This is a genomic window from Aurantimonas sp. HBX-1, from assembly GCF_021391535.1.
In the GTDB taxonomy this organism is placed as follows: Bacteria; Pseudomonadota; Alphaproteobacteria; order Rhizobiales; family Rhizobiaceae; genus Aurantimonas.
The window spans coordinates 3,328,723-3,348,727 of sequence record NZ_CP090066.1; the positions used below are offsets into that span (position 1 = coordinate 3,328,723).

Here is a 20,005-nt window from a genome sequence, read left to right on the forward strand (position 1 = left end):
GGGCAGCAGCGCGGTCACGCCGCTTCCAGCAGCATCGCGCCGCCCTGGCCGCCGCCGATGCATTCGGTAGCGATGCCCCGCTTGTGCCCCAGCCGCCGCATGGCGTTGGCCAGATGCAGGGTGATGCGGTTGCCGCTGGTGCCGACCGGATGGCCGAGCGAGATCGCGCCGCCGTCGACATTCAGCCTTGCGCGGTCGATAGCGCCGCCGCGGCCCTCGAGGCCGAGCACGTCGTTGGCGATCTTTTCCGTCTCGAAGGCGCGCAGGCAGGCCAGCACCTGCGCCGCGAAAGCCTCGTTCAGCTCCCAGAGATCGACGTCCGAGACGCCCATGTTCTGGCGCTTCAGGATCGGCGCGGTGGCGACGACGGGACCGAGACCCATGATCGAGGGGTCGAGCGCGCCCCATTCGGAATCGACGATGCGGGCCAGCGGCTGCATGCCATGGCGCGCCACCGCCTCCTCGGAGGCGAGCACCACCCAGGAGGCGCCGTCGGTGATCTGCGAGGAATTGCCCGCCGTCACCTTGCCGTAGGGCTTCTCGAACACCGGCTTCAGCTTGGCGAGGCCGTCGGCGCTGGAGCCCGGGCGCACGCCGTCGTCGCGTTCGTAGACGTCGCCGTCGCGCCCGAAGGCCGGCAGCATCTCGTCCTTCAGCCAGCCCTCGTTGGTCGCGCGGTCGAGCCGGTTGTGGCTCTCGGCGGCGTATTCGTCGGCCTCCTGCCGGCTTATCGCGAAATAATGCGCGAGGAGCTCGGCGGTCTGGCCCATGTTGAGATTGGTGATCGGGTCGGTAAGCCCGCGCTCCAGGCCGATCAGCGGCTTGAGGAAATCCGGTTTCAGTCCGGCAAAGGCCTTCAGCCGGTCGCCGGTGGAGCGGGCCCCGTTCAGCTCGGCGAACCAGTCGACGGCGCCGCGCCGCAGCACCAAGGGCGAGTGACTGAGCGCATCGGTGCCGCCGGCCAGCACGATGTCGGCGGTGCCGCCCTCGATATAGCGGAAGGCGGTGTCGATCGACTGCATGCCCGAGCCGCAATTGATCTGCACGGTGAAGGCCGGCGTCTCGTCCGGCAGGCCGAGCCGCAGCCCGGCGACCCGCGCCGGGTTCATCTCGTCGGCGACGACGTTGACGCAGCCGAGGATGACGAGGTCGATCGCGTCCGGCGCAAAGGCCTGACGCATCAAGAGGGGCCGGCCGCACTGCACCGCGAGGTCGACCGGGGTGAAGGGCCCCGGCCGGCCGCGCGCCTTGATGAAGGGCGTGCGGGCGCCGTCGACGAGATAGACCGCGCGGGCCATTATTCCGCCGCCTCGCGCCGTGCGCCGTCGCCGGAAGCGTCGCCGTCCGGCCGGTCGTGCTGGCTGGCGATCGGCGACACGTCGCGCATCGGGAAGGCGTCGACCGCGACGACCTTGTCGACGGCGGCCTTGGCCTCGGCGAGCTGCGTGAATTCTGCCTCGCTGATCAGGCCTGCCTCGAGCGCCCGGGCCGGGTCGCGCTGGCCGGCCTCGCGCATCCGCTTCTCGACCGGCGCGACGGCGCAGACGAGCTCGAAGGCGATTTCCAGATCCTTGACCGGATGTTCGGCGCGACCTTCGCCGAGATAGACATCGGGCGTCAGCCGATCGCGCTGCGACGACGGGCGCATGAGGATCGCCGCGACCTCGCTGGTCAGCTCGTCCGCCGGCTCCTGGTAGGGAACGCCCAGCGGGAAGGCAAGCGCGCGCGTCAGCACGGCGGCCCAGCGGGCGGGCAGGTTGTCGAGCACGCCCTCGAAGGCGAGCCCCATGCGGTTGTAGCCCTTCTGCATGATGTACTCGACCAGCGGCTTGTCCGCCTCCGGCCGGCCCTCGACCTCGAAGCGCTTCAGCGTCGCGCCGAGCAGGTAGAGCTCCGACAGGATGTCGCCGAGCCGCGCCGACAGCATCTCCTTGCGCTTCAGCGCCCCGCCCAGCGTCAGCAGCGAGAGGTCGGCGATGAGGGCGAAGGCGGAGGAATAGCGCGACAGCTGGCGCCAGTGGCTGGTGAAGGCGGCGCCCTTCGGCGCCGGGGCGGCGAGGCCGCCGGTCCAGCCGCGCACGAAGGTGCGGAAGGCGTTCTTCACCGCGTGGCCGGCATGCGCCCAGAAATGCGTGTCGAAGTCCTTGAGCCCGCGCGCCTCGTCCTTGTCCGACAGCGCCATCAGCTCCTTCAGCATGTAGGGATGCGCGCGGATCGCTCCCTGGCCGAAGATCATCAGGTTGCGGGTGAGGATGTTGGCGCCCTCGACGGTGATGCCGATCGGCACCGACTTGTACTGCTGTCCGAGATAGTTGTTCGGCCCGTCGATGATCGCCTTGCCGCCGTGGATGTCCATCGACCGCTCGATCGATTCGCGCATCCGGTAGGTGGCGTGCGCCTTCATGATCGCCGAGATCACCGAGGGGCGGTGGCCCTCGTCGAGCGCTGCGACGGTGAGCCGCCGCGCCGCGTCGATCTGGTAGGCGTTGGCGGCGATGTCGGCGAGCGGCTGCTGGATGCCCTCGAACATGCCGATCGGGACGTTGAACTGGGTGCGCACCCGGGCATAGGCGCCGGTGGTGCGGGCGCAGATCGCCGCGGATGCGGCCGACTGGGACGGCAGCGAGATGCCGCGGCCGGCGGCGAGCGCCGTCATCAGCATCGTCCAGCCCTCGCCGATCCGGTCCGGGCCGCCGAGCACCCAGTCGAGCGGGATGAACACGTCCTTGCCGTAGAGCGGGCCGTTCTGGAAGAAGGTGAACTGCGGGATGTGGCGGTCGCCGTGGCTGACGCCGGGCGTCGCCGTCGGCAGCAGCGCCACGGTGATGCCGAGCTCCTTGCCCCTGCCGAGATGGTTCTCCGGGTCGAACATCTTGAAGGCGAGGCCCATCACCGTCGCGACGGGCCCGAGCGTGATGTAGCGCTTGGCGAAGTTCAGCCGGATGCCGAGGACGCGTTCACCCTCGTGCTCGCCATATTCGACGATGCCGCTGTCGGTCATCGCCGCGGCGTCGGAGCCGGCCTCGGCCGACGTCAGGCCGAAACAGGGGATTTCGCGGCCGTCGGCGAGACGGGGCAGCCAGTGGTCGCGCTGCGCCTGGGTGCCGAAATGCAGCATGAGTTCGCCGGGTCCGAGCGAGTTCGGCACCATGACCGTTACGCCCGCCACGACCGAGCAGGAGGAGACCTTGCGCACCACCTCGGAATGGGCGGTGTTGGAGAAGCCCAGACCGCCATATTCCTTGGGGATCACCATCCCGAAGAACTTCTTCTCGCGCAGGAAGGTCCAGACTTCGGGCGGAAGGTCGCGGTCTTCCCAGACCATCTTCCACTCGTCGATCATCGCGCAGAGCTGGTTGACCGGCCCGTCCATGAAGGCCTGCTCGTCCGGCGACAGCCGCGCCGGCGGCATGGCGAGGAGCTTGGCCCAGTCCGGATTGCCGGTGAACAGCTCGCCGTCCCACCAGACCGTGCCGGCGTCGATCGCCTTCTGCTCGGTGTCGGAGATCGGCGGCATCGCCCGCTTGGCCCAGCGGTAGATCGGTTGCGTCAGCTTCTCCTGGCGGAATGACATGAGGGCAATCTCCCGTTCGCAGCCTGCTCCATCACGATGTATGGCCCCGCAGGCGATTTCCCAGCATTGTAACGCATCTCTTACGTAAACGTCAGAGGGAGAGGCGCGAAAACACCTGGGAGGGCGGGCCGCCGTGTCGCGCGCGGGTCAGCCCGGCTCGGTCATGATGGCCCGATGGCCGATGTCGGAGCGCCAGAAACCCTCCTCCCACTCGACCTTTTCCAGGAGGTCGTAGGCCCGGCGCGCGGCCTCGCGGACGCTGCCGCCGGTGGCGGTGACGTTCAGCACCCGCCCGCCGACGGCGACCAGCCGTCCGTCGCGAACCGCCGTGCCCGCATGGAAGATCAGCGCGTGGTCGCTCGGCTCCGGCAGGCTGCGGATCTCGCTGCCGGTGACGTAGGGTCCGGGATAGCCGTCCGTCGCCATCACGACGGTCAGCGCCCGCTCGCCCGACCATTCCGGCGCGACGCCGGAGAGGTCGCCGTTGGCGGCGGCCAGCAGGATCGGCAGGAGGTCGCTCTTCAGCCGCGGCATCAGCACCTGGCATTCCGGATCGCCAAAGCGGACATTGTATTCGATCAGCTGCGGGCCGTCCTCGGTCAGCATCAGCCCGGCATAGAGCACGCCGCGGAAGGGCGTGCCGGCCTGCTTCATGCCGGAAAGCGTCGGCTCGATGATCTCGCGCATGACCCGTGCCGTCACCGCCTCGGTCATCGGCAGCGCCGGCGAATAGGCGCCCATGCCGCCGGTGTTCGGGCCGCGGTCGCGATCAAAGGCGCGCTTGTGGTCCTGCGCCGTGCCGAAGAACAGTGCCCGCTCGCCGTCGCAGATGCAGAAGAGGCTCGCCTCCTCGCCCTCGAGGAACGCCTCGACCACCAGCTCGGCACCGGCGACGCCGAACTCGCCGGCGAAGCACGCATCGACCGCGTTCAGCGCCTCCTCGCGGGTCATCGCGACAGTGACGCCCTTGCCGGCGGCGAGCCCGTCGGCCTTGATGACGACCGGCACGCCGCCCGCCTCGACATAGTCCCGCGCGCTCGCCGCGTCGGTGAAGCGGCGGTAGCGGGCGGTGGGGATGTCGTGGCGGGCGCAGAGATCCTTGGTGAAGCCCTTCGAGCCTTCCAGCTGCGCCGCGGCGGCGGAGGGCCCGAAAACCGGCACCCCGGCATCCGTCAGCGCGTCGGCGAGCCCCGCCACCAGTGGCGCTTCCGGCCCGACGACCACCAGACCGATGTCGTGGTCGCGGCAGAAGCCGGCGACGGCGGCATGATCGCCGATGTCGAGGGAGACGAGGCTGGCATGCTCGGCGATCCCCGGATTGCCCGGCGCCGCGTGGAGAGTGCCCAGCTCCGGCGACTGCGCGAGTTTCCAGGCCAGCGCGTGTTCGCGGCCGCCCGACCCGATCAGCAGCACGTTGATCGCCATGTCTTCTCCGATTCGACGCACCGCCGGAAGGTGGACCGGCTGCAGGCGGTTACCGTCGCAGCGCGGGAAAGGTCAAGGCGCCCGGTCGCCACGCAAGGCGGGAAATCCGCGGAAAAGCCTTGACTGCGGCTCTTGTGCAATCACTCTCTCGCCATGTCGAATCTCAAGACTGGCCTCGCCGACCACTCCGACCGCGTCGCAGACGCGCCATCGGACAACTGGGTCTACCGGACCCTTCCCCGCGGCGCCTGGCCTTATGCCCAGCTTGCACGCTGGGATCGCCCCATCGGGTGGCAGTTGCTGCTGTGGCCCTGCTGGTGGGCGGCGGCGCTGGCGCCGCAGGCGGTCTCGCCGAGTGCCGTGCATCTCGGCCTGCCCAGCCTCTGGCAGCTGTTCCTGTTCCTGGTCGGCGCGATCGCCATGCGCGGCGCCGGCTGCACATATAACGACCTCGTCGACCAGAAGATCGACGACATGGTGGCGCGCACCCGCTCGCGGCCGCTGCCGTCGGGCCGCCTGTCGCGCTCGCAGGCGAAGTGGTTTCTGGTCGCGCAGGCGCTGGTCGGGTTCCTGGTGCTGATCCAGTTCAACGTCTTCTCGGTGCTGCTGGGCATCGCCTCGCTGGGTGTCGTGGCGATCTATCCTTTCCTGAAGCGCTTCACCGACTGGCCGCAGCTGGGCCTCGGCCTCGCCTTCTCCTGGGGTGCCCTGATGGGATGGGCAGGATACTGGGGCGAACTCGCGCCCGGCGCGGTGCTGCTCTATGCCGGCTGCATCCTGTGGACGATCGGCTACGACACGATCTACGCGCATCAGGACAAGGAGGACGACGCGCTGGTCGGCGTGCGCTCGACGGCACGGCTGTTCGGGAGCCGCACCAAGCCGGCCCTGATCGTCCTCTATGCCGGGACGATCGGGCTGTTCCTCGCGGCCTTCGTGGCGACCGGCCACGGCATCGGCGGCGGGCCCGCCTGGCCGGCCTATGCCGGCCTCGCCATCGGCGCGGCGCAGATGGGATGGCAGATCCGCACGCTCGACATCGACGATCCGGACCAGTGCCTGAAGCTGTTCAAGTCGAACACGCTGTTCGGCTGGATCGTGTTCTTCGGGCTGATCTTCTCGGCGCTCTGGGCGCTGTCGTTCCCGGTGACGGGCGGCTGACGCGACAGCGCTCCGGCCGTCCCGGTCAGCTGCGGGCGATGATCTCCTCGCCGGCGACGACCATGCGCATGCCGAGGCCGCCGGGCTTGCGGCGCGCCAGGAAGCGGGGCCGGCGCTGCCGGTTGGCGGAGCGGCGGCGGGGTGCCGGCTGGGCCGCCTTGATGGCGCCGAGCGTGTCCTCGAGCGCGCAGATCGTGCCGTCGGCCTCGACCATCAGCATCGGTAGGCCGAAGACTTCGGACCAGCCGCGCCAGTCGGCGGCGACGTCGTAGAGGTCGCTGGCGACCAGCAGCGGCACGGTGCAGCGCGGGTCGTCATGGTGCAGTTCGAGCGTCACCGTCACCTCGCCCTCAGCCGTCTCCATGGCGCGGGCCGCCACGCCGCGGAAGGCGCGGGCCGGCAGCGCGATCGAAACCGGCAGGCCGGAGCCGCCGAGCTTGCGGCGGATCACCGCGCCACGCCTGTCGACGCGGCAGACGACGACCTCGCCCTCGTCAATGATCTCCACCGTCTGGCGACGGTCGCAGGCGGCCGGATCGAGCCGGACCGGAAGCGTCGCCCAGACGGGCCTGACTGCTGCATCGAACGGAGCGATATTCATGTGTTGACGCCTCTGTCTCTCCTGAGAGCCGACGGATCGGTCTCTCCCTGCGGCCGATGTGATCCCGGCCTTGCTTATGCAGACAGTAGCCGTCGCGTCTTGCGGCCCCGCTAAGAAAGTCAGTTAAGTCTTCATGACCCCCAAGAAGGTTAGCAAGGATAAAACTTGAATCAAGTCTAAACCAGCTTTCCGGGGTTTAAGATATCGTCAGGATCGAAGGCCGCCTTGATGCGCCGCATCAATTCGATCTCGGGTCCCTGCTTGCTCAGGGCGAGTTCCTCGCGCTTCAGCTGGCCGATCCCGTGCTCGGCGGAGAACGTGCCGTCCATCGAGGCGACGATGCCGTGGACGATGACGTTCATCTCGTGCCAGCGCGACAGGAAGGCGGCGGTGTCGGCTTCGACGGGCTGGGAGATGTTGTAGTGGATGTTGCCGTCGCCGAGATGGCCGAAGGCGACCACCCGGGCGCCGGGCATGGCCTCGGCCACCGCCCGGTCGGCACGGGCGAGGAATTCCGGCACCAGCGCCACCGGCACCGCCACGTCGTGCTTGATCGAGCCGCCTTCCGGCTTCTGCGCCCAGCTCAGCTCCTCGCGCATCGCCCAGAAGGCGTTGGCTTCCGCCAGCGACTTGGCCGGCACGGCGTCATCGACGATCCCTGCCTCGAAGCCCTCGGTAAGCACCGCTTCCAGCGTGTCGCGCGCGTCTTCGGCGGAGCGGCTGGAGCTGATCTCGATCAGCACGTACCAGGGATGCGGGCCTTCCAGCGGATCGCGGGCCCCCTGGGTGTGGCGAATGGTGAATTCCATGCCGATGCGCGGCATCAGTTCGAAGGCGGAGAGCTGCGGCCCGGCGAGCCGTTCGGCATGGCGCAGCAGCTGCAGCGCCGCTTCCGGCGAGGCGAGGCCGACATAGGCGACCTCGCGGCCGGCGGGTTTCGGAAACAGCTTCAGCACGGCCGCGGTGATGATGCCGAGCGTGCCCTCGCTGCCGATGAAGAGATGGCGGAGGTCGTAGCCGCGATTGTCCTTCTTCAGCCGCCGCAGGCCGTGAAAGATCTCGCCGGAGGCCAGCACCGCCTCGACGCCGAGACAGAGGTCGCGGGAATTGCCGTATGCGAGCACGCCAGTGCCGCCGGCATTGGAGGAGAGGTTGCCGCCGATCTGGCAGCTGCCTTCGGAGCCGAGCGACAGCGGGAAGAACAGGCCGGCCGCATCGGCCGCCTCCTGCACGCGCTTGAGCACCACGCCGGCTTCGACCGTCAACGTCCGCCCGACCGGATCGACCGCCCGGACCTTGTCGAGCCGCGACAGCGAAACGACGATCTCGCGCGGCGAGCGGGGCGACTGGCCGCCGACCAGCCCGGTATTGCCGCCTTGCGGCACGATCGCCGTGCGGGTTTCGCTGGCAAGGCGCATGATTGCGGCGACCTCGTCGGTGCTGCCCGGCCGCAGCACGAGGCTCGTGCGTCCGTGGAAGAGGTCGCGGGGCTCGTGCAGATAGGGTTCGACGAGATCGGGATCGGTGAGCGCGTTGCGTTCGCCGACAATGGCGGCGAATCGGGCGAGCAGGTCGGCGGGAAGCGGCGTGTCGATCGTGTCCATGGGTCCGCCAGATAGGCGGCGGAACGACCGGTGTCGAGGCAAAAGGCCCCGTCGGCGGGGCCCGCGAACCCTTAGCGCGGCGCGGCGGCGCGGCGGAGCCGGTCGTTGATCGCCTCGCCCAGCCCGCGATGCGGGATGGGTGCCACGGCGATCCGCTCGATCTCCGGCGCGTCGAAGCGCGCTAGCGCGGCAAAGAGATTGCTCGCCGCCTCGGCGAGATCGCCGGAGCCGCTGAGATTGAGCACCTGCGCCGCGGCTTCCTGGCCCGGCAGCGGGTCCGGACCGAAGGCGATGAGATATTCGCCGGGCTCGACGCTGGGGGCATCGAGCCGGACGCGGCCGGCCGGCGCATAATGCGAGGCGAGCTGCCCGGGGGCGGAGATCGCGCCGTCCGGCGCCGGGTCGACCACCGGAAGGCCGGTCGCCGCCGCAAGCGCCGCCCGGTCGATGCCGCCGGCGCGCAGCAGCACCAGCCGATCGGTCTCCGGCCTGACGATGGTCGACTCCACCCCCACCGGAGACGGGCCGCCATCGAGGATCAGCGGTATGCGGCCCTCCAGCCCGCGCAGCACGTTGGCGGCGCTGGTCGGGCTGACGCGGCCGGAGGGGTTGGCGCTGGGCGCCGCCAGCGGGCGCCCGAGGGCCTCGGCGAGGCGCGCGACGACGCCCTCAGGAGCGCGCACGGCGATCGTCGCAAGGCCGGCGGTCGCCAGGGGATGCACGGGGGAGTCGGGGCGCAGCGGCAGCACCAGCGTCAGTGGCCCCGGCCAGAACGCCTCCGCCAGGCGTTTGGCGACGGGACCCAGCTCGGCGAGGCGGCGGGCCATCTCGATGCCGGGGACGTGGCAGATCAGCGGGTTGAAGCGCGGCCGGCCCTTGGCCGCGAAGATCGCGGCAACGGCCGTGCCGTTGGTGGCGTCGGCGGCGAGGCCGTAGACGGTCTCGGTCGGCAGCGCGATGGCCGCGCCGGCCTGCAGCAGGGCGAGCGCCCGCCGTTCGGCGTCGGCGGCGGTGACGGGGATGAGATCGGTCTGCACGCGAGGGAGATCGCAGAAGCCGCGGCGGAAGGAAAGCCCCCGCCGGCGGCTACAGGGATCGCACCCGCGGGCTTCGCCCCCTCAGCAGGTGGCTGGCCTCCGCCTCAGCGGGTGGTGGCGAAGGCGCCGAGGATGCGCTGGTCGGGCAGCGCCAGTTCGGCGTAGCGTCCCGCCCCGCTGACGACGCGCGCGCCTCGCGGCGAGGTGTCGGCGCCGAACTGCGACAGGATCCGGGCCGGCATCGGCAGCGCACCCGCCTCGCGGGCCGCCGTCGCGGCCTTGACCACTTCGACGAAACGGGAACGGACGGCCTTGCCGCCGAGCGCGGCTTCCTCGTCCGCGCCCTCGGGCATGGTGGCGGCATTGGCGCTGCCGATGAACAGCCGGTCGACCTCCTCGGCGGCGATGGCGATGGCCGAACGCAGCGTGCCGATATGGGCCTGCAGCTTGCGGGCCGTCTCCTGCGACAGGGTCCCGGTGCCTTCGACCGCCTGCGGGGCGCTGGCAGCAACGGACACGGCCCCGGCGGCGCCGCCCTGCTGTTCCTGGCGCGCCACATCGGCGAGCATCTTGAGCGGGTCGAGCCCGGCGTGGTGCGCGGCCGGCGCATAGGCGGCGGCCAGCGTGCCCGGGAGCGGCGCTTCCGGCGCCCGACGCGTCGGCTCCGGGGTTTCGGCCTTCGCCTCGGCGATACGGGCGACGTCTGCCTTGGTCTTCTCGTCGACGGCGGCGATCAGCATCGCCGGATCTTCCTCGGCGGGCTGCGTCTCGATCAGCTCGTCGAAGGGCCAGGCCTTGCGCAGGGCCGGAACGTCCATCGAGGCGACATTGACGTCGATGTCGGTCTTGGCGCCCTGCACCCGGTAGGGGCAACTGCGGGTATTGCAGTTGTGCATCGAGGAGAACTGCCAGAGCGCGTAGCTCGGCCACGTCTCCTCGGGGAACTTGCCGGTGATGTCCTCGCGGTAGCGGGCGTACCAGAGCGGCAGGCGCGACAGCAGCGGGTACTCGGCCTTGTTCTCGGAGATGTAGGCGGCGGTGTTGCCGTTGGTGTAGAGGACCGGATAGCGGCCGGTGCGGATCTTGATCTGGTCGGCGAAGATCTCGGCGTCCGAGAGGCTCATCCACTCGTCGGAGATGTCCTCGATGTCGAGGGCGATCAGGTCATCCTCGGCCGGCTCGGCGAAGTCGATGAAATGGTCGGCCTGCTCGCGCGGGTTGCCGGGGCGGGCGAGATGATAGGCGCCCCAGAGCAGCCCCTTCATCTTCGCCATCTCGCGGCGGGTCATGTAGAGCTCCTTGGTGACGGAATATTTCCACCACCGGTTCTTGCAGAGCTTGTAGGCGTCGTCGTCGACCTTGCCGCAGTTCCACTCCGGCGGCAGGCCGTCGGAGGCCTTGTTGATGAAACCGGCGATCCGCTTGTCGGCGGTCATTTCCTGCCAGTTGATCGGATTGAATTCGTAGGCGTCGATGACGAGGGCCTTGTCCTCGGACTTCCAGGGGGCGTTCCACTCGGCAGCAGCCGGCGTCGCCAGAAGGACCGTGCCGGCAAACAGGGCACAGGCGAGATTCAGGGCGGCCGCCAGGGCGGCGCTCGGTGTCGTCATTCGGTGGTTTCCCCTCGAAGTCGCTCGCAGTCTTCATGCATGCCGGGCGGCGGTCCCCAGAGCCGAAGCTCCAACTGCCCCAAGCGGCTGGCCACTTGTCTCTCACCGAAATCGGGCGGGTTCCGGGCGCCTCGATCACAAAATATTACAGTAATCCCCGGATGTTTCGCTAGGGCATCCGGATTACGTAGAATTTGACACAACCGGGGAATTTCGCACAGCTCTTGGTTAAGAGACGGTTAACGAGCCCGGGAATAGTGGCTTTTCGGCATCGGAAGCCGTGCTTGGTATGAAGGCGACCCTCCGCCACGGGGGCATGACGAGAGTGCCCAAGGCCTATGCTAATTGCTCTGGGGGCGCGGTTCCTGCAGGCGCGGCTGCCGCCGGCGAGGAGCCTTCCCGTCAAACCAGGTCGTCATCCTCGGGCTTGACCCGAGGATCCATGCCTCGCCGGTCGCCTCGACTGCTCCGGTGGACGAGGTCGTCCGGCGGACACGACCGGCCTGGTGCTTCGGGCGACGCTGCTGGATCCTCGGGACGGGGCCCGAGGATGACGATCGCGGGTATGGGTGACGATCGCGGGGATGGGGGAGGCCAAGTCCCGGCGGTGGCGCCCCGCATCGAGGCCCCCCGCAGGCACTGTGACCCATGAAGGCCGTCATCCTCGGGCCCCGTCCCGAGGATCCAGTCCGAGCGCTCTCAGGCTGGCGGCGACACTTCTGCCGTGCGCCGGCAGCTTCGGAGTTGAGGAATGGGTCCCCGGGTTAAGCCCGGGGATGACGCGCGGTGGCGGCGGAGGCCGAGAGATCGACCGACTGGGGTGCAGAGGCGGCCGACCGCCCTACCCGGCGATGCGCGAAAAGTCGGCGACCCGGCGGGTGGCGGCGCGGATGCGGGTCAGCAGCGCCAGGCGGTTGGCGCGGATCGCCGTGTCCTCGGCGTTCACCAGCACCTTGTCGAAGAAGGCGTCGACGGGAATGCGCAGGCGGGCGAGCGCCGCCATGGCATGGGCGTAGTTGCCGACGGCGAGTGCCTCGTCGAGTTCCAGCTCGGCCCGGTCGATGGCGCCGGCCAGGACCTTCTCCTCGTGCTCGGTGAGGAGATCGAGCGAAACCTCTGCAGCGATCGCCGTGCCCTTCTTCTCCTCGGCGGCGAGGATGTTCGCGGCGCGGCGGGTGCCGGCGAGGAGGTTGGCGCCGTCTTCGCTGTCGAGGAACGCGCCCAGCGCCGTCACCCGGCGGGTGATGTCGAGCAGGTTGTCGTTCGAGGCCGAAGCCGTCTGCGACTGGCTGATCTCCCCCCTTGTGGGGGAGATGGGCGACAGCCCGGAGGGAGGCGACGCCATGTGGCCGTGCGCGAGATCGTACGGCTGCGTCGGCTGAGGGACAGGACCCCCCTCTGCCCTGCCGGGCATCTCCCCCACAAGGGGGGAGATCGGAGCTTCCTGAGTGCCGGAGAGCACGGCGTCGACGAGGTCGTGGCGGGCGCCGGAATCGCGGAGCTGGCCTTTCAGGCGGTCGTGGAAGAACGACAGCAGGTCGCCGGCCGGCATCAGCGCGCCGAGCGGCAACGCCAGCCCGTTGTCCAGCACCAGCCGGATCACCCCCAAGGCCGCGCGCCTGAGTGCGTAGGGATCCTTCGAGCCGGTCGGCTTCTCGTCGATCGCCCAGAAGCCGACCAGCATGTCGAGCTTGTCGGCGAGCGCGACGGATATCGCCACCGGATCGGTGGGCACGGTGTCGGTCGGCCCGAGCGGCTTGTAATGGTCTTCGATGGCCGCCTGCACGGAGGGATGCTCGCCCTGCAGCGCGGCGTAGTAGCGGCCCATCAGGCCCTGCAGCTCCGGGAACTCGCCGACCGCCTCGGTGGTGAGGTCGGCCTTGGCGAGCAGCGCGGCGCGGCGGACCAGGGCCGTCAACTCTGGTCCGGAGACGTCCTCGCCGGCCAGCGTCGCGCCCTCGGGATAGAGGGTCGCGGCGATCGTTTCGGCCAGCGCCGCGATGCGGGCGACGCGCTCGCCCTGGGTGCCGAGCTTGGCGTGGAAGGTGACGCCCAGCGCGTCGAGCTTGGCCATGCGCTGGTCGAGCGGCCGGGAAAGGTCCAGCCCGAACTTTTCCGCTGCAGGGCGGAGGGTTTCCAGGTCCGGCAGTTCTGCCTGGTCGGTGTTCCAGAAATACAGCGCGTCGGAGAGCCGGGCCCGCACCACCTTGCCGTTGCCGCGGGCGATCTCGGCGCCGCCGTCTGAGGCGGTGATGTTGGCGACGAGGACGAAGCGGTCGGAGAGCGCCCGCTCGCCGTTCCGCCGCGTGACGAAGCACTTCTGGTTGGTCTTGATGGTCTGCTGGACGACTTCCGGCGGGATCGCGAGGAACGCCGCGTCGAACTCGCCCATCAGCGTGACCGGCCACTCGACGAGGCCCGCCACCTCCTCGAGCAACGCCTCGTCGGGCACCACTTCGAGGCCGAGGGCAAAAGCGAGGTTCTCCGCGTCGTGGCGGATCATGTCCTTGCGGCGCTCGGCATCGAGCACCACGAACGCCTTCTCCAGGCTGTCGGCATAGTCGGCGAAGCGGCGCACCCGGAACTCGGCCGGCGCATGGAAGCGGTGGCCGCTGGTGACGTTGCCGGCGCGGATGCCCTGCACCTCGATGTCGACGACGACCGGTTCCTCGGTCTCGGGACCGAAGGTGCAGAGGATCGACTGCAGCGGGCGCACCCAGCGCAGCGAGCCGGGCTCGCGCGAGGCGGGGCCCCAGCGCATGGATTTCGGCCAGGGGAAGCTGCGGATGATCCCCGGCAGGACGTCGGCGAGGATTTCCTCCGCCGGGCGGCCGGGTTTGGCGATCGTGGCGACGTAGAAATCGCCCTTCTTCGGGTCGCTGCGGACCACCGCCTCGTCGATCGAGGCGAGGCCGGCGCCGCGCAGGAAGCCCTCGATGGCCTTTTCCGGCGCGTCGGTGCGCGGGCCCTTGCGCTCCTCGACGACGTCCTTCGAGCGGGCGTCGACGCCGCGGATGTCCAGCGTCAGGCGGCGCGGCGTCCAGTATTCGCGGGCGCCCTCGTAGGTCAGCCCCGCCTCGACCAGTGCGTTGGTGACGAGTGCCTTCAGGTCCCCCGCCGCCTTGCGCTGCATGCGGGCCGGGATCTCCTCGGAGCGGAGTTCGAGCAGGAGGTCGGGCATGGGCGTTTCGCAATCGCAGGAAATGAAGCGGCCTTGCACCATGGCTCAACGGCGATTGCAAGCCGTCAGCGGGCCATCGTCACTCCAGCGCCGCCAGAAACGTCGCGACGTCCCGTGGCGTGGTCAGCCGGAACTTCTGCCGGGGGAAGGCCGCGTAGAGGCGGGCAAGGCCCGGCCCCGAATGCTCCGGAAACGTCCAGGCCCATTTCAGGAAGCCGGCATCGAAGCGCTCGGGGCAGCCTGCCGCCATGTCGGGCCGCACCTGCCCGTGGCAGGCGGCGACGCGGCGCAGGATGCGCAGGACGCAGAGCCAGCGCGGCAGATCCAGCCAGATCAGCGTGTCGGCCCTGTCGGCGCGAATGTGAATGGTGGCGGTGTGGTTGCCGTCGAAGACCCAGCCCGGCACGGCGACGGCGTCCTCGACCAGCGAGATCTGGCGCCGCGCCTCCCGCCTGCGCCAGCCTGCCGTCCAGTAGAGCTGGTCCATGTGGATGACGCGCAGCCCGTGCGCGGCGCCGATCCGGCGCGCCAGCGTCGACTTGCCGGCGCCGGGACTGCCCACGATCATCACCGAGCGACCGATGGCCGGCACGCACCCCTCCCCGGCAGCGATGGTCCACGCGATCGATCGAAGCCCAGTTCGGGACGTCGATCAACCGGCGTCGGTTCGGCCATCCGGCGGGGTCTCTCGCGGCGCCGCGCGCGGCCGTCGATCCGCATCAGGAGGTGCCGGGCTTCGGCCGCGGCCGCCTCCTGCCGACGATCTCCGGCGGTGCCGGTTCCGCGCCGGGTGGCAAATGCCGCCGCGCATCGACCGCGGCCCCGATCGCGCCCAGCACCGCCGCGATGTCGGCGCGGACAGCACTGTTGGCAAAGCGCAGCACGTCATAGCCGCGCTCGCCGAGCCAGCGGTCGCGCGCCGCGTCCTTGGCCTGCTGGTCGGGGCGGGCATGCTGGGCGCCGTCGACCTCGATGACGAGGCGCAGGCGATGCGAGACGAAGTCGGCGAGATACGGCCCGATCACCACCTGGCGCCGGAAATGAACTCCCTCGCCCGGGATGGCGCGGATGCCGCGCCAGAGGTGCTCCTCCAGCGCGGTGGTCTGCGCGGCGATGGCGCGGCGGGCGCGATGCGCCTTGGCCTCGAGGCGGGTCATCGCCATGGCTGCGACTCGCCCGACGCGTCAGATATCGGCGTTGATCGCGTCGCAGGACGCCATGTCGCCGCTCTCGTAGCCGCGCCGGAACCAGGTCTGGCGCTGCTCGGAGGTGCCGTGGGTGAAGCTGTCCGGCACGACGGTGCCCTGGCTGCGCTCCTGCAGCGTGTCGTCGCCGATCTGCTCGGCGGCGTTCAGCGCCTCGTCAATGTCGCCATCTTCGATATAGCCGGCCTGGGCGGTGTCGTGCGCCCAGATCCCGGCATAGCAGTCGGCCTGCAGTTCCACCCGCACCGACATCGCATTGGCGTCCGCCTCGCTCATCGACTGCCGCGCCTGGTTGAACTCCGGCAGGATGCCGGTGATGTTCTGGATGTGGTGGCCGACCTCGTGCGCGACGACATAGGCCTGGGCGAAGTCGCCCGGCGCGTTCAGCTGGTTGCGCAGCTGGTCGAAGAAGGTGAGGTCGATATAGAGCCGCTGGTCGGACGGGCAGTAGAACGGTCCGGTCGCCGCACCGGCGAAGCCGCAGGCCGAGCTGACCTGGCCGTTGAACAGGACGAGCGTCGGCGCCGGATAGGTCTCGCCGGCTTCCTGGAAACGGCGGCCCCAGACGTCCTCGGTGTCGGCCAGCACGGTGGCGACGAAATCATCGGTGCTGTCGGACGTGCCGGCGACGCCCGGGCCGCTCTGCGTCGTCTGGGTTCCGGTACCGGTGCCGGAATCCATGCCGAGCAGGGTCAGCGGGTTGATGCCGAAGCCGATCCACAGGACCAGCGCGACGATGATGATCAGGATCGAGCCGCCGCCGCCGGCGCGGATCGGCAGGCGCATGCCGCCACCGCCGCCCATGCCGCCTCCGCCGCCGCGCCTGTCCTCGATATTGCTCGACTGCCTGCGCCCGCGCCACTGCATCCGGTCGTTCCTTTACAAGCGGCGCGCATGCTGATGACGGCGCGCCCGCACTGTCCCTGACGGGCGATATAAAGGTGGAGGCCGAAATTGGTACGGCAGCGGCGGCAGATAGCTCAGGCGGCGGCGGAAATCGCCATGGCCCTGCCCGCATCGGTGAGCAGGAACGCTTCACCGCAGGCCTTGGCGAGGTTGCGCACGCGCAGGATGTAGCTCTGTCGCTCTGTCACCGAGATGACGCCCCGCGCGTCGAGCAGGTTGAAGACGTGGCTCGCCTTGATGCACTGGTCGTAGGCCGGCAGGACGCAGCGATGCAGGCCGCCCTCGCCCGCCGGCGCGCCGAAGGCCAGCACCGCGCGGCACTCCTTCTCGGCGTCCTCGAAATGGCGCAGCAGCGTCGCGGTATCGGCGACCTCGAAATTGTAGCGGGAATATTCCTGCTCGGCCTGCAGGAAGACGTCGCCGTAGGTGACCTTCTCGTCGCCGTCGCGGCCGTTGAAGTTGAGGTCGTAGACGTTGTCGACGTTCTGGACATACATCGCCAGGCGCTCGAGCCCGTAGGTGAGTTCGCCCGCCACCGGCGCGCACTCGATGCCGCAGACCTGCTGGAAATAGGTGAACTGCGAGACTTCCATGCCGTCGCACCAGCATTCCCAGCCGAGGCCCCACGCGCCGAGCGTCGGGCTCTCCCAGTCGTCCTCGACGAAGCGGATGTCGTGCAGCAACGGGTCGATGCCGATGGCCTCGAGCGAACCGAGGTAGAGTTCCTGCAGGTTCGACGGGTTCGGCTTCAGGATCACCTGGTACTGGTAGTAATGCTGCAGGCGATTGGGGTTCTCGCCGTAGCGTCCGTCCTTCGGCCGGCGAGACGGCTGCACATAGGCGGCGTTCCACGGCTTCGGCCCCAGCGCGCGCAGCGTCGTGGCGGGATGGAACGTGCCGGCGCCGACTTCCATATCGTAGGGCTGCAGCACCACGCAGCCATAGTCGGCCCAGTAGCGGTGCAGCGTCAGGATCAGCGCCTGGAAGGAGCGGCGCGGGTCCATGTGCGGGGGGAGGTCAGACATCGGTAACGGGCTTTCCGGAAAGCGGGGCACGCGGCCGCCGATAGCTGGCGGAGGTGCCATGTCCGGAGCCGCCGGGTCAAGCGGCGCAGCCTGCTGGAGAGGTGGTGCCGGGCGGCGCATGGCCGCCCGGTACCTGGTCGGTCAGGGCTTCAGGACGACCTTGACGCAGCCATCTGCCTTGTCGCGGAAGGTCTTGTAGAGTTCCGGCCCATCCTCGAGCGTGCCGCGATGGGTGATCATCGAGGTGGTGTCGAACTGGCCTTCCTGGATCCGCACCAGCAGGTCGTCGGCCCATTTGTTGACGTGGGTCTGGCCCATGCGGAAGGTCAGGCCCTTGTTCATCGCCGCACCGAACGGGATCTTGTCGATGATCCCGCCGTAGACGCCGGGGACCGAGATGATGCCGGCCGGACGGCAGACATAGATCATCTCGCGCAGCACGTGCGGGCGGTCGGTCTCGGCCATCACCGCCTGCTTGACGCGGTCGTAGAGGTGCTCGGCCTCGTAGCCGGAATGGGCTTCCATGCCGACCGAGTCGATGCACTTCTCGGGGCCTTTGCCGCCGGTCAGCTCGTTCAGCCGCTCGACGACGCTCTCCTCCTGGAAGTTGATGGTGATGGCGCCCTTGGCGGCGGCCATGGCGAGTCGCTCGGGCACCTCGTCGATGACCACGACCTGCTTGGCGCCCATGATCATCGCGCTCTGCATGGCGAACTGGCCGACCGGGCCGGCGCCCCAGATGGCGACCGTGTCGGTGGGCTCGATGTCGCAATTCGCCGCGGCCTGCCAGCCGGTCGGCAGGATGTCGCCGAGGAACAGCACTTCCTCGTCGCTCATGCCGTTCGGGATGACCACCGGGCCGACGTCAGCGTAGGGCACGCGGACATATTCGGCTTGGCCGCCGGAATAGCCGCCGGTGAGGTGCGTGTAGCCGAACAGGCCGGCGCCGGCGTGGCCGAACATCTTGGCGGCCATGTCGGCGTTGCGGTTCGAGCGCTCGCAGACGGAGAAGTTGCCGCGCTTGCACTGGTCGCATTCGCCGCAGACGATGGTGAAGGGCACGACGACCCGGTCGCCAATCTTCAGCTTCTTGTTGTCGCGGCCGACCTCCATGACCTCGCCCATGAACTCATGGCCGACGATGTCGCCGGATTTCATGCCCGGCATGAAGCCGTCATAGAAATGCAGGTCCGAGCCACAGATGGCGCAGGCGGAAACCTTGATGATGGCGTCGCGCCCGTTCTCGATGATCGGGTCGGGGACGGTGTCGCAACGCATGTCGTGCTTGCCGTGCCAGGTTATGGCTTTCATGGAGAGTCTCCGGATGACGGGTAAAAGGGGGTGCTGCTGACCCAACCGGTCACGACGCCCATCGTTCCGTCACCAAATCCGAAGACTGTCCAGCCGGCTATGCGCGAGCGGCCGGCTAATCGCCGGCACCGCGTCGCGCCAGCCAGCGAATGGCCGGCCTCAGTCCTTCTTGATACGGTAGACGCCGTCCTCGCCGCGGACCAGCGTGCCCTGCGCGCCCGTCCGCATCTCCTCCTCGGAGCGCTTGTTGCGCTCGGCAAGGCGCTGCGCGTCCCGGGTCATCTGCTTGTAGCCGTACCAGGCGGCCGCACCGACAAGGCCGAGAAGTAGAAACTGCGGCATGTGTTCGACCATCGCTCGAGTGATCCGTGAAATATGCGCAGCCGGGGGCACCTCGGCAAGATGCCATTGCCCCCGGACGGCTCGCCTCAGAGGCCGTAGCGCGCCCAGAGCATGCGCTCTTCCGCCGTGCTGACGAACTCGCCGGTAATGCCGGCGCCGATCGCCGCCATGCCGCCCTGACCGTCGGCATGGACGCCGGCGGTCTTGCGTCCGAAGAAGCTGCGGCTGCCCTGGATGAGAACCGGCTTCGCGGTCTTGCCGTAGCGCTCGCGCAGGACGCCGCGCAGATCGCCGAGCCGGTCGACGAGGCCGAGCTCGACGCCGCGCTTGCCGGACCAGAACAGGCCGGAGAAGAGGTCGTCGCTTTCGACAAGCCGCGTGCCGCGACTCTCCTTGACGAGCGCAATGAAGGTCTCGTGCACCTCGCGCTGCAGGGTCTTGAGATGATCAATGTCCTCGGGCCGCTCCGGCTGGAAAGGATCGAGGGTCGCCTTGTTGGTGCCGGCGGTGTGGACGCGGCGCTCGATGCCCAGCTTGCGCAGCGCCTCGACGAAGCCGAACGAGCCCGAGACGACACCGATCGACCCGACGATCGAGGACGGATCGGCGATGATCTCGTCGCCGGCGCAGGCAATCATGTAGCCGCCGGAAGCCGCCGCATCCTCGACGAAGACCAGGACGCGCTTGTCCCTCTCCCGGGCGAGGTCGCGGATGCGCTGGTAGATCAGCCGGGACTGCACCGGCGAGCCGCCCGGCGAATTGACGACGATGGCGACGGCCGGCGCACGCTTGTGGGCGAACGCCTTTTCGAGCAGCGGGGCGGCGGTGGCGAGCGACAGCGCCGGCCGCAGCAGGCCGCCGCTGGCCATGATCGCGCCGGAGAGCCGAACCACAGGGACGGTCACGGCGTCGGAACGGAAGCGGCGGGGCAGGTATCGCGTCAGGAAATTGGCCACGGGAAGCCTTTGCTGCTGGATGAACTGGCTCCGGATGTAAGCGCGATCGCCGCCGGCGCAACGGACC

General features: G+C 69.3%; 16 protein-coding genes. 1 reads left to right on the forward strand and 15 read right to left on the reverse strand.

Annotated features, from left to right (window positions below):
• Positions 1–14: 14 nt before the first annotated feature.
• From LXB15_RS15845 to purD, 3 genes are all read right to left on the reverse strand, one after another.
• Positions 15–1,298, reverse strand: a complete 1,284-nt coding sequence (locus tag LXB15_RS15845) for an acetyl-CoA C-acetyltransferase (protein ID WP_233949357.1) — start codon at positions 1,296–1,298, stop codon at positions 15–17.
• Positions 1,298–3,574, reverse strand: a complete 2,277-nt coding sequence (locus LXB15_RS15850) for an acyl-CoA dehydrogenase (protein ID WP_233949358.1) — start codon at positions 3,572–3,574, stop codon at positions 1,298–1,300. The genes LXB15_RS15845 and LXB15_RS15850 overlap by 1 nt, the downstream gene beginning before the upstream one ends.
• A gap of 147 nt (positions 3,575–3,721) precedes the next feature.
• Positions 3,722–4,993, reverse strand: coding sequence for a phosphoribosylamine--glycine ligase (purD, locus tag LXB15_RS15855; protein ID WP_233953208.1), 1,272 nt, complete (start codon positions 4,991–4,993; stop codon positions 3,722–3,724).
• A 159-nt stretch (positions 4,994–5,152) separates the two neighbouring features.
• Here purD and ubiA point away from each other — a divergent pair, with 159 nt between their 5' ends.
• On the forward strand, positions 5,153–6,160 hold the full coding sequence (ubiA, locus tag LXB15_RS15860) for a 4-hydroxybenzoate octaprenyltransferase (RefSeq protein WP_233949359.1): 1,008 nt from the start codon (positions 5,153–5,155) through the stop codon (positions 6,158–6,160).
• A 25-nt stretch (positions 6,161–6,185) separates the two neighbouring features.
• On the opposite strand, the gene LXB15_RS15865 is transcribed toward ubiA, so the two are convergent.
• The 12 genes from LXB15_RS15865 to LXB15_RS15920 all read right to left on the reverse strand — a co-directional run bounded on the left by LXB15_RS15865 (position 6,186) and on the right by LXB15_RS15920 (position 19,938).
• Complete coding sequence (locus tag LXB15_RS15865) at positions 6,186–6,761, reverse strand: DUF6101 family protein (RefSeq protein WP_233949360.1); 576 nt, start codon at positions 6,759–6,761, stop codon at positions 6,186–6,188.
• A gap of 176 nt (positions 6,762–6,937) precedes the next feature.
• Complete coding sequence (locus LXB15_RS15870) at positions 6,938–8,365, reverse strand: FAD-binding oxidoreductase (RefSeq protein WP_233949361.1); 1,428 nt, start codon at positions 8,363–8,365, stop codon at positions 6,938–6,940.
• Positions 8,366–8,436: 71 nt separating this feature from the next.
• Positions 8,437–9,402, reverse strand: a complete 966-nt coding sequence (locus LXB15_RS15875; RefSeq protein ID WP_370640121.1) for an L-threonylcarbamoyladenylate synthase — start codon at positions 9,400–9,402, stop codon at positions 8,437–8,439.
• 104 nt (positions 9,403–9,506) lie between these two features.
• Positions 9,507–11,012 (reverse strand): glycoside hydrolase family 25 protein, encoded by a 1,506-nt coding sequence (locus LXB15_RS15880; RefSeq protein WP_233949362.1) that lies wholly within the window; start codon positions 11,010–11,012, stop codon positions 9,507–9,509.
• An 841-nt stretch (positions 11,013–11,853) separates the two neighbouring features.
• Complete coding sequence (gene glyS, locus LXB15_RS15885; RefSeq protein ID WP_233949363.1) at positions 11,854–14,193, reverse strand: glycine--tRNA ligase subunit beta; 2,340 nt, start codon at positions 14,191–14,193, stop codon at positions 11,854–11,856.
• 79 nt (positions 14,194–14,272) lie between these two features.
• Complete coding sequence (locus tag LXB15_RS15890) at positions 14,273–14,785, reverse strand: hypothetical protein (protein WP_233949364.1); 513 nt, start codon at positions 14,783–14,785, stop codon at positions 14,273–14,275.
• A gap of 127 nt (positions 14,786–14,912) precedes the next feature.
• On the reverse strand, positions 14,913–15,356 hold the full coding sequence (locus LXB15_RS15895; RefSeq protein WP_233949365.1) for an endonuclease domain-containing protein: 444 nt from the start codon (positions 15,354–15,356) through the stop codon (positions 14,913–14,915).
• A gap of 21 nt (positions 15,357–15,377) precedes the next feature.
• Complete coding sequence (locus LXB15_RS15900; protein ID WP_233949366.1) at positions 15,378–16,265, reverse strand: neutral zinc metallopeptidase; 888 nt, start codon at positions 16,263–16,265, stop codon at positions 15,378–15,380.
• Between the two features lie 113 nt (positions 16,266–16,378).
• Positions 16,379–17,329: a glycine--tRNA ligase subunit alpha gene (locus tag LXB15_RS15905; protein ID WP_233949367.1), complete on the reverse strand. Its 951-nt coding sequence runs from the start codon at positions 17,327–17,329 to the stop codon at positions 16,379–16,381.
• A 141-nt stretch (positions 17,330–17,470) separates the two neighbouring features.
• Entirely contained in the window at positions 17,471–18,640 is a 1,170-nt protein-coding gene (locus tag LXB15_RS15910) for a zinc-dependent alcohol dehydrogenase (protein ID WP_233949368.1), read from the reverse strand.
• A gap of 159 nt (positions 18,641–18,799) precedes the next feature.
• Positions 18,800–18,994, reverse strand: a complete 195-nt coding sequence (locus LXB15_RS15915) for a hypothetical protein (RefSeq protein WP_233949369.1) — start codon at positions 18,992–18,994, stop codon at positions 18,800–18,802.
• Positions 18,995–19,068: 74 nt separating this feature from the next.
• On the reverse strand, positions 19,069–19,938 hold the full coding sequence (locus LXB15_RS15920) for a S49 family peptidase (protein WP_233949370.1): 870 nt from the start codon (positions 19,936–19,938) through the stop codon (positions 19,069–19,071).
• Between the last annotated feature and the right edge of the window lie 67 nt (positions 19,939–20,005).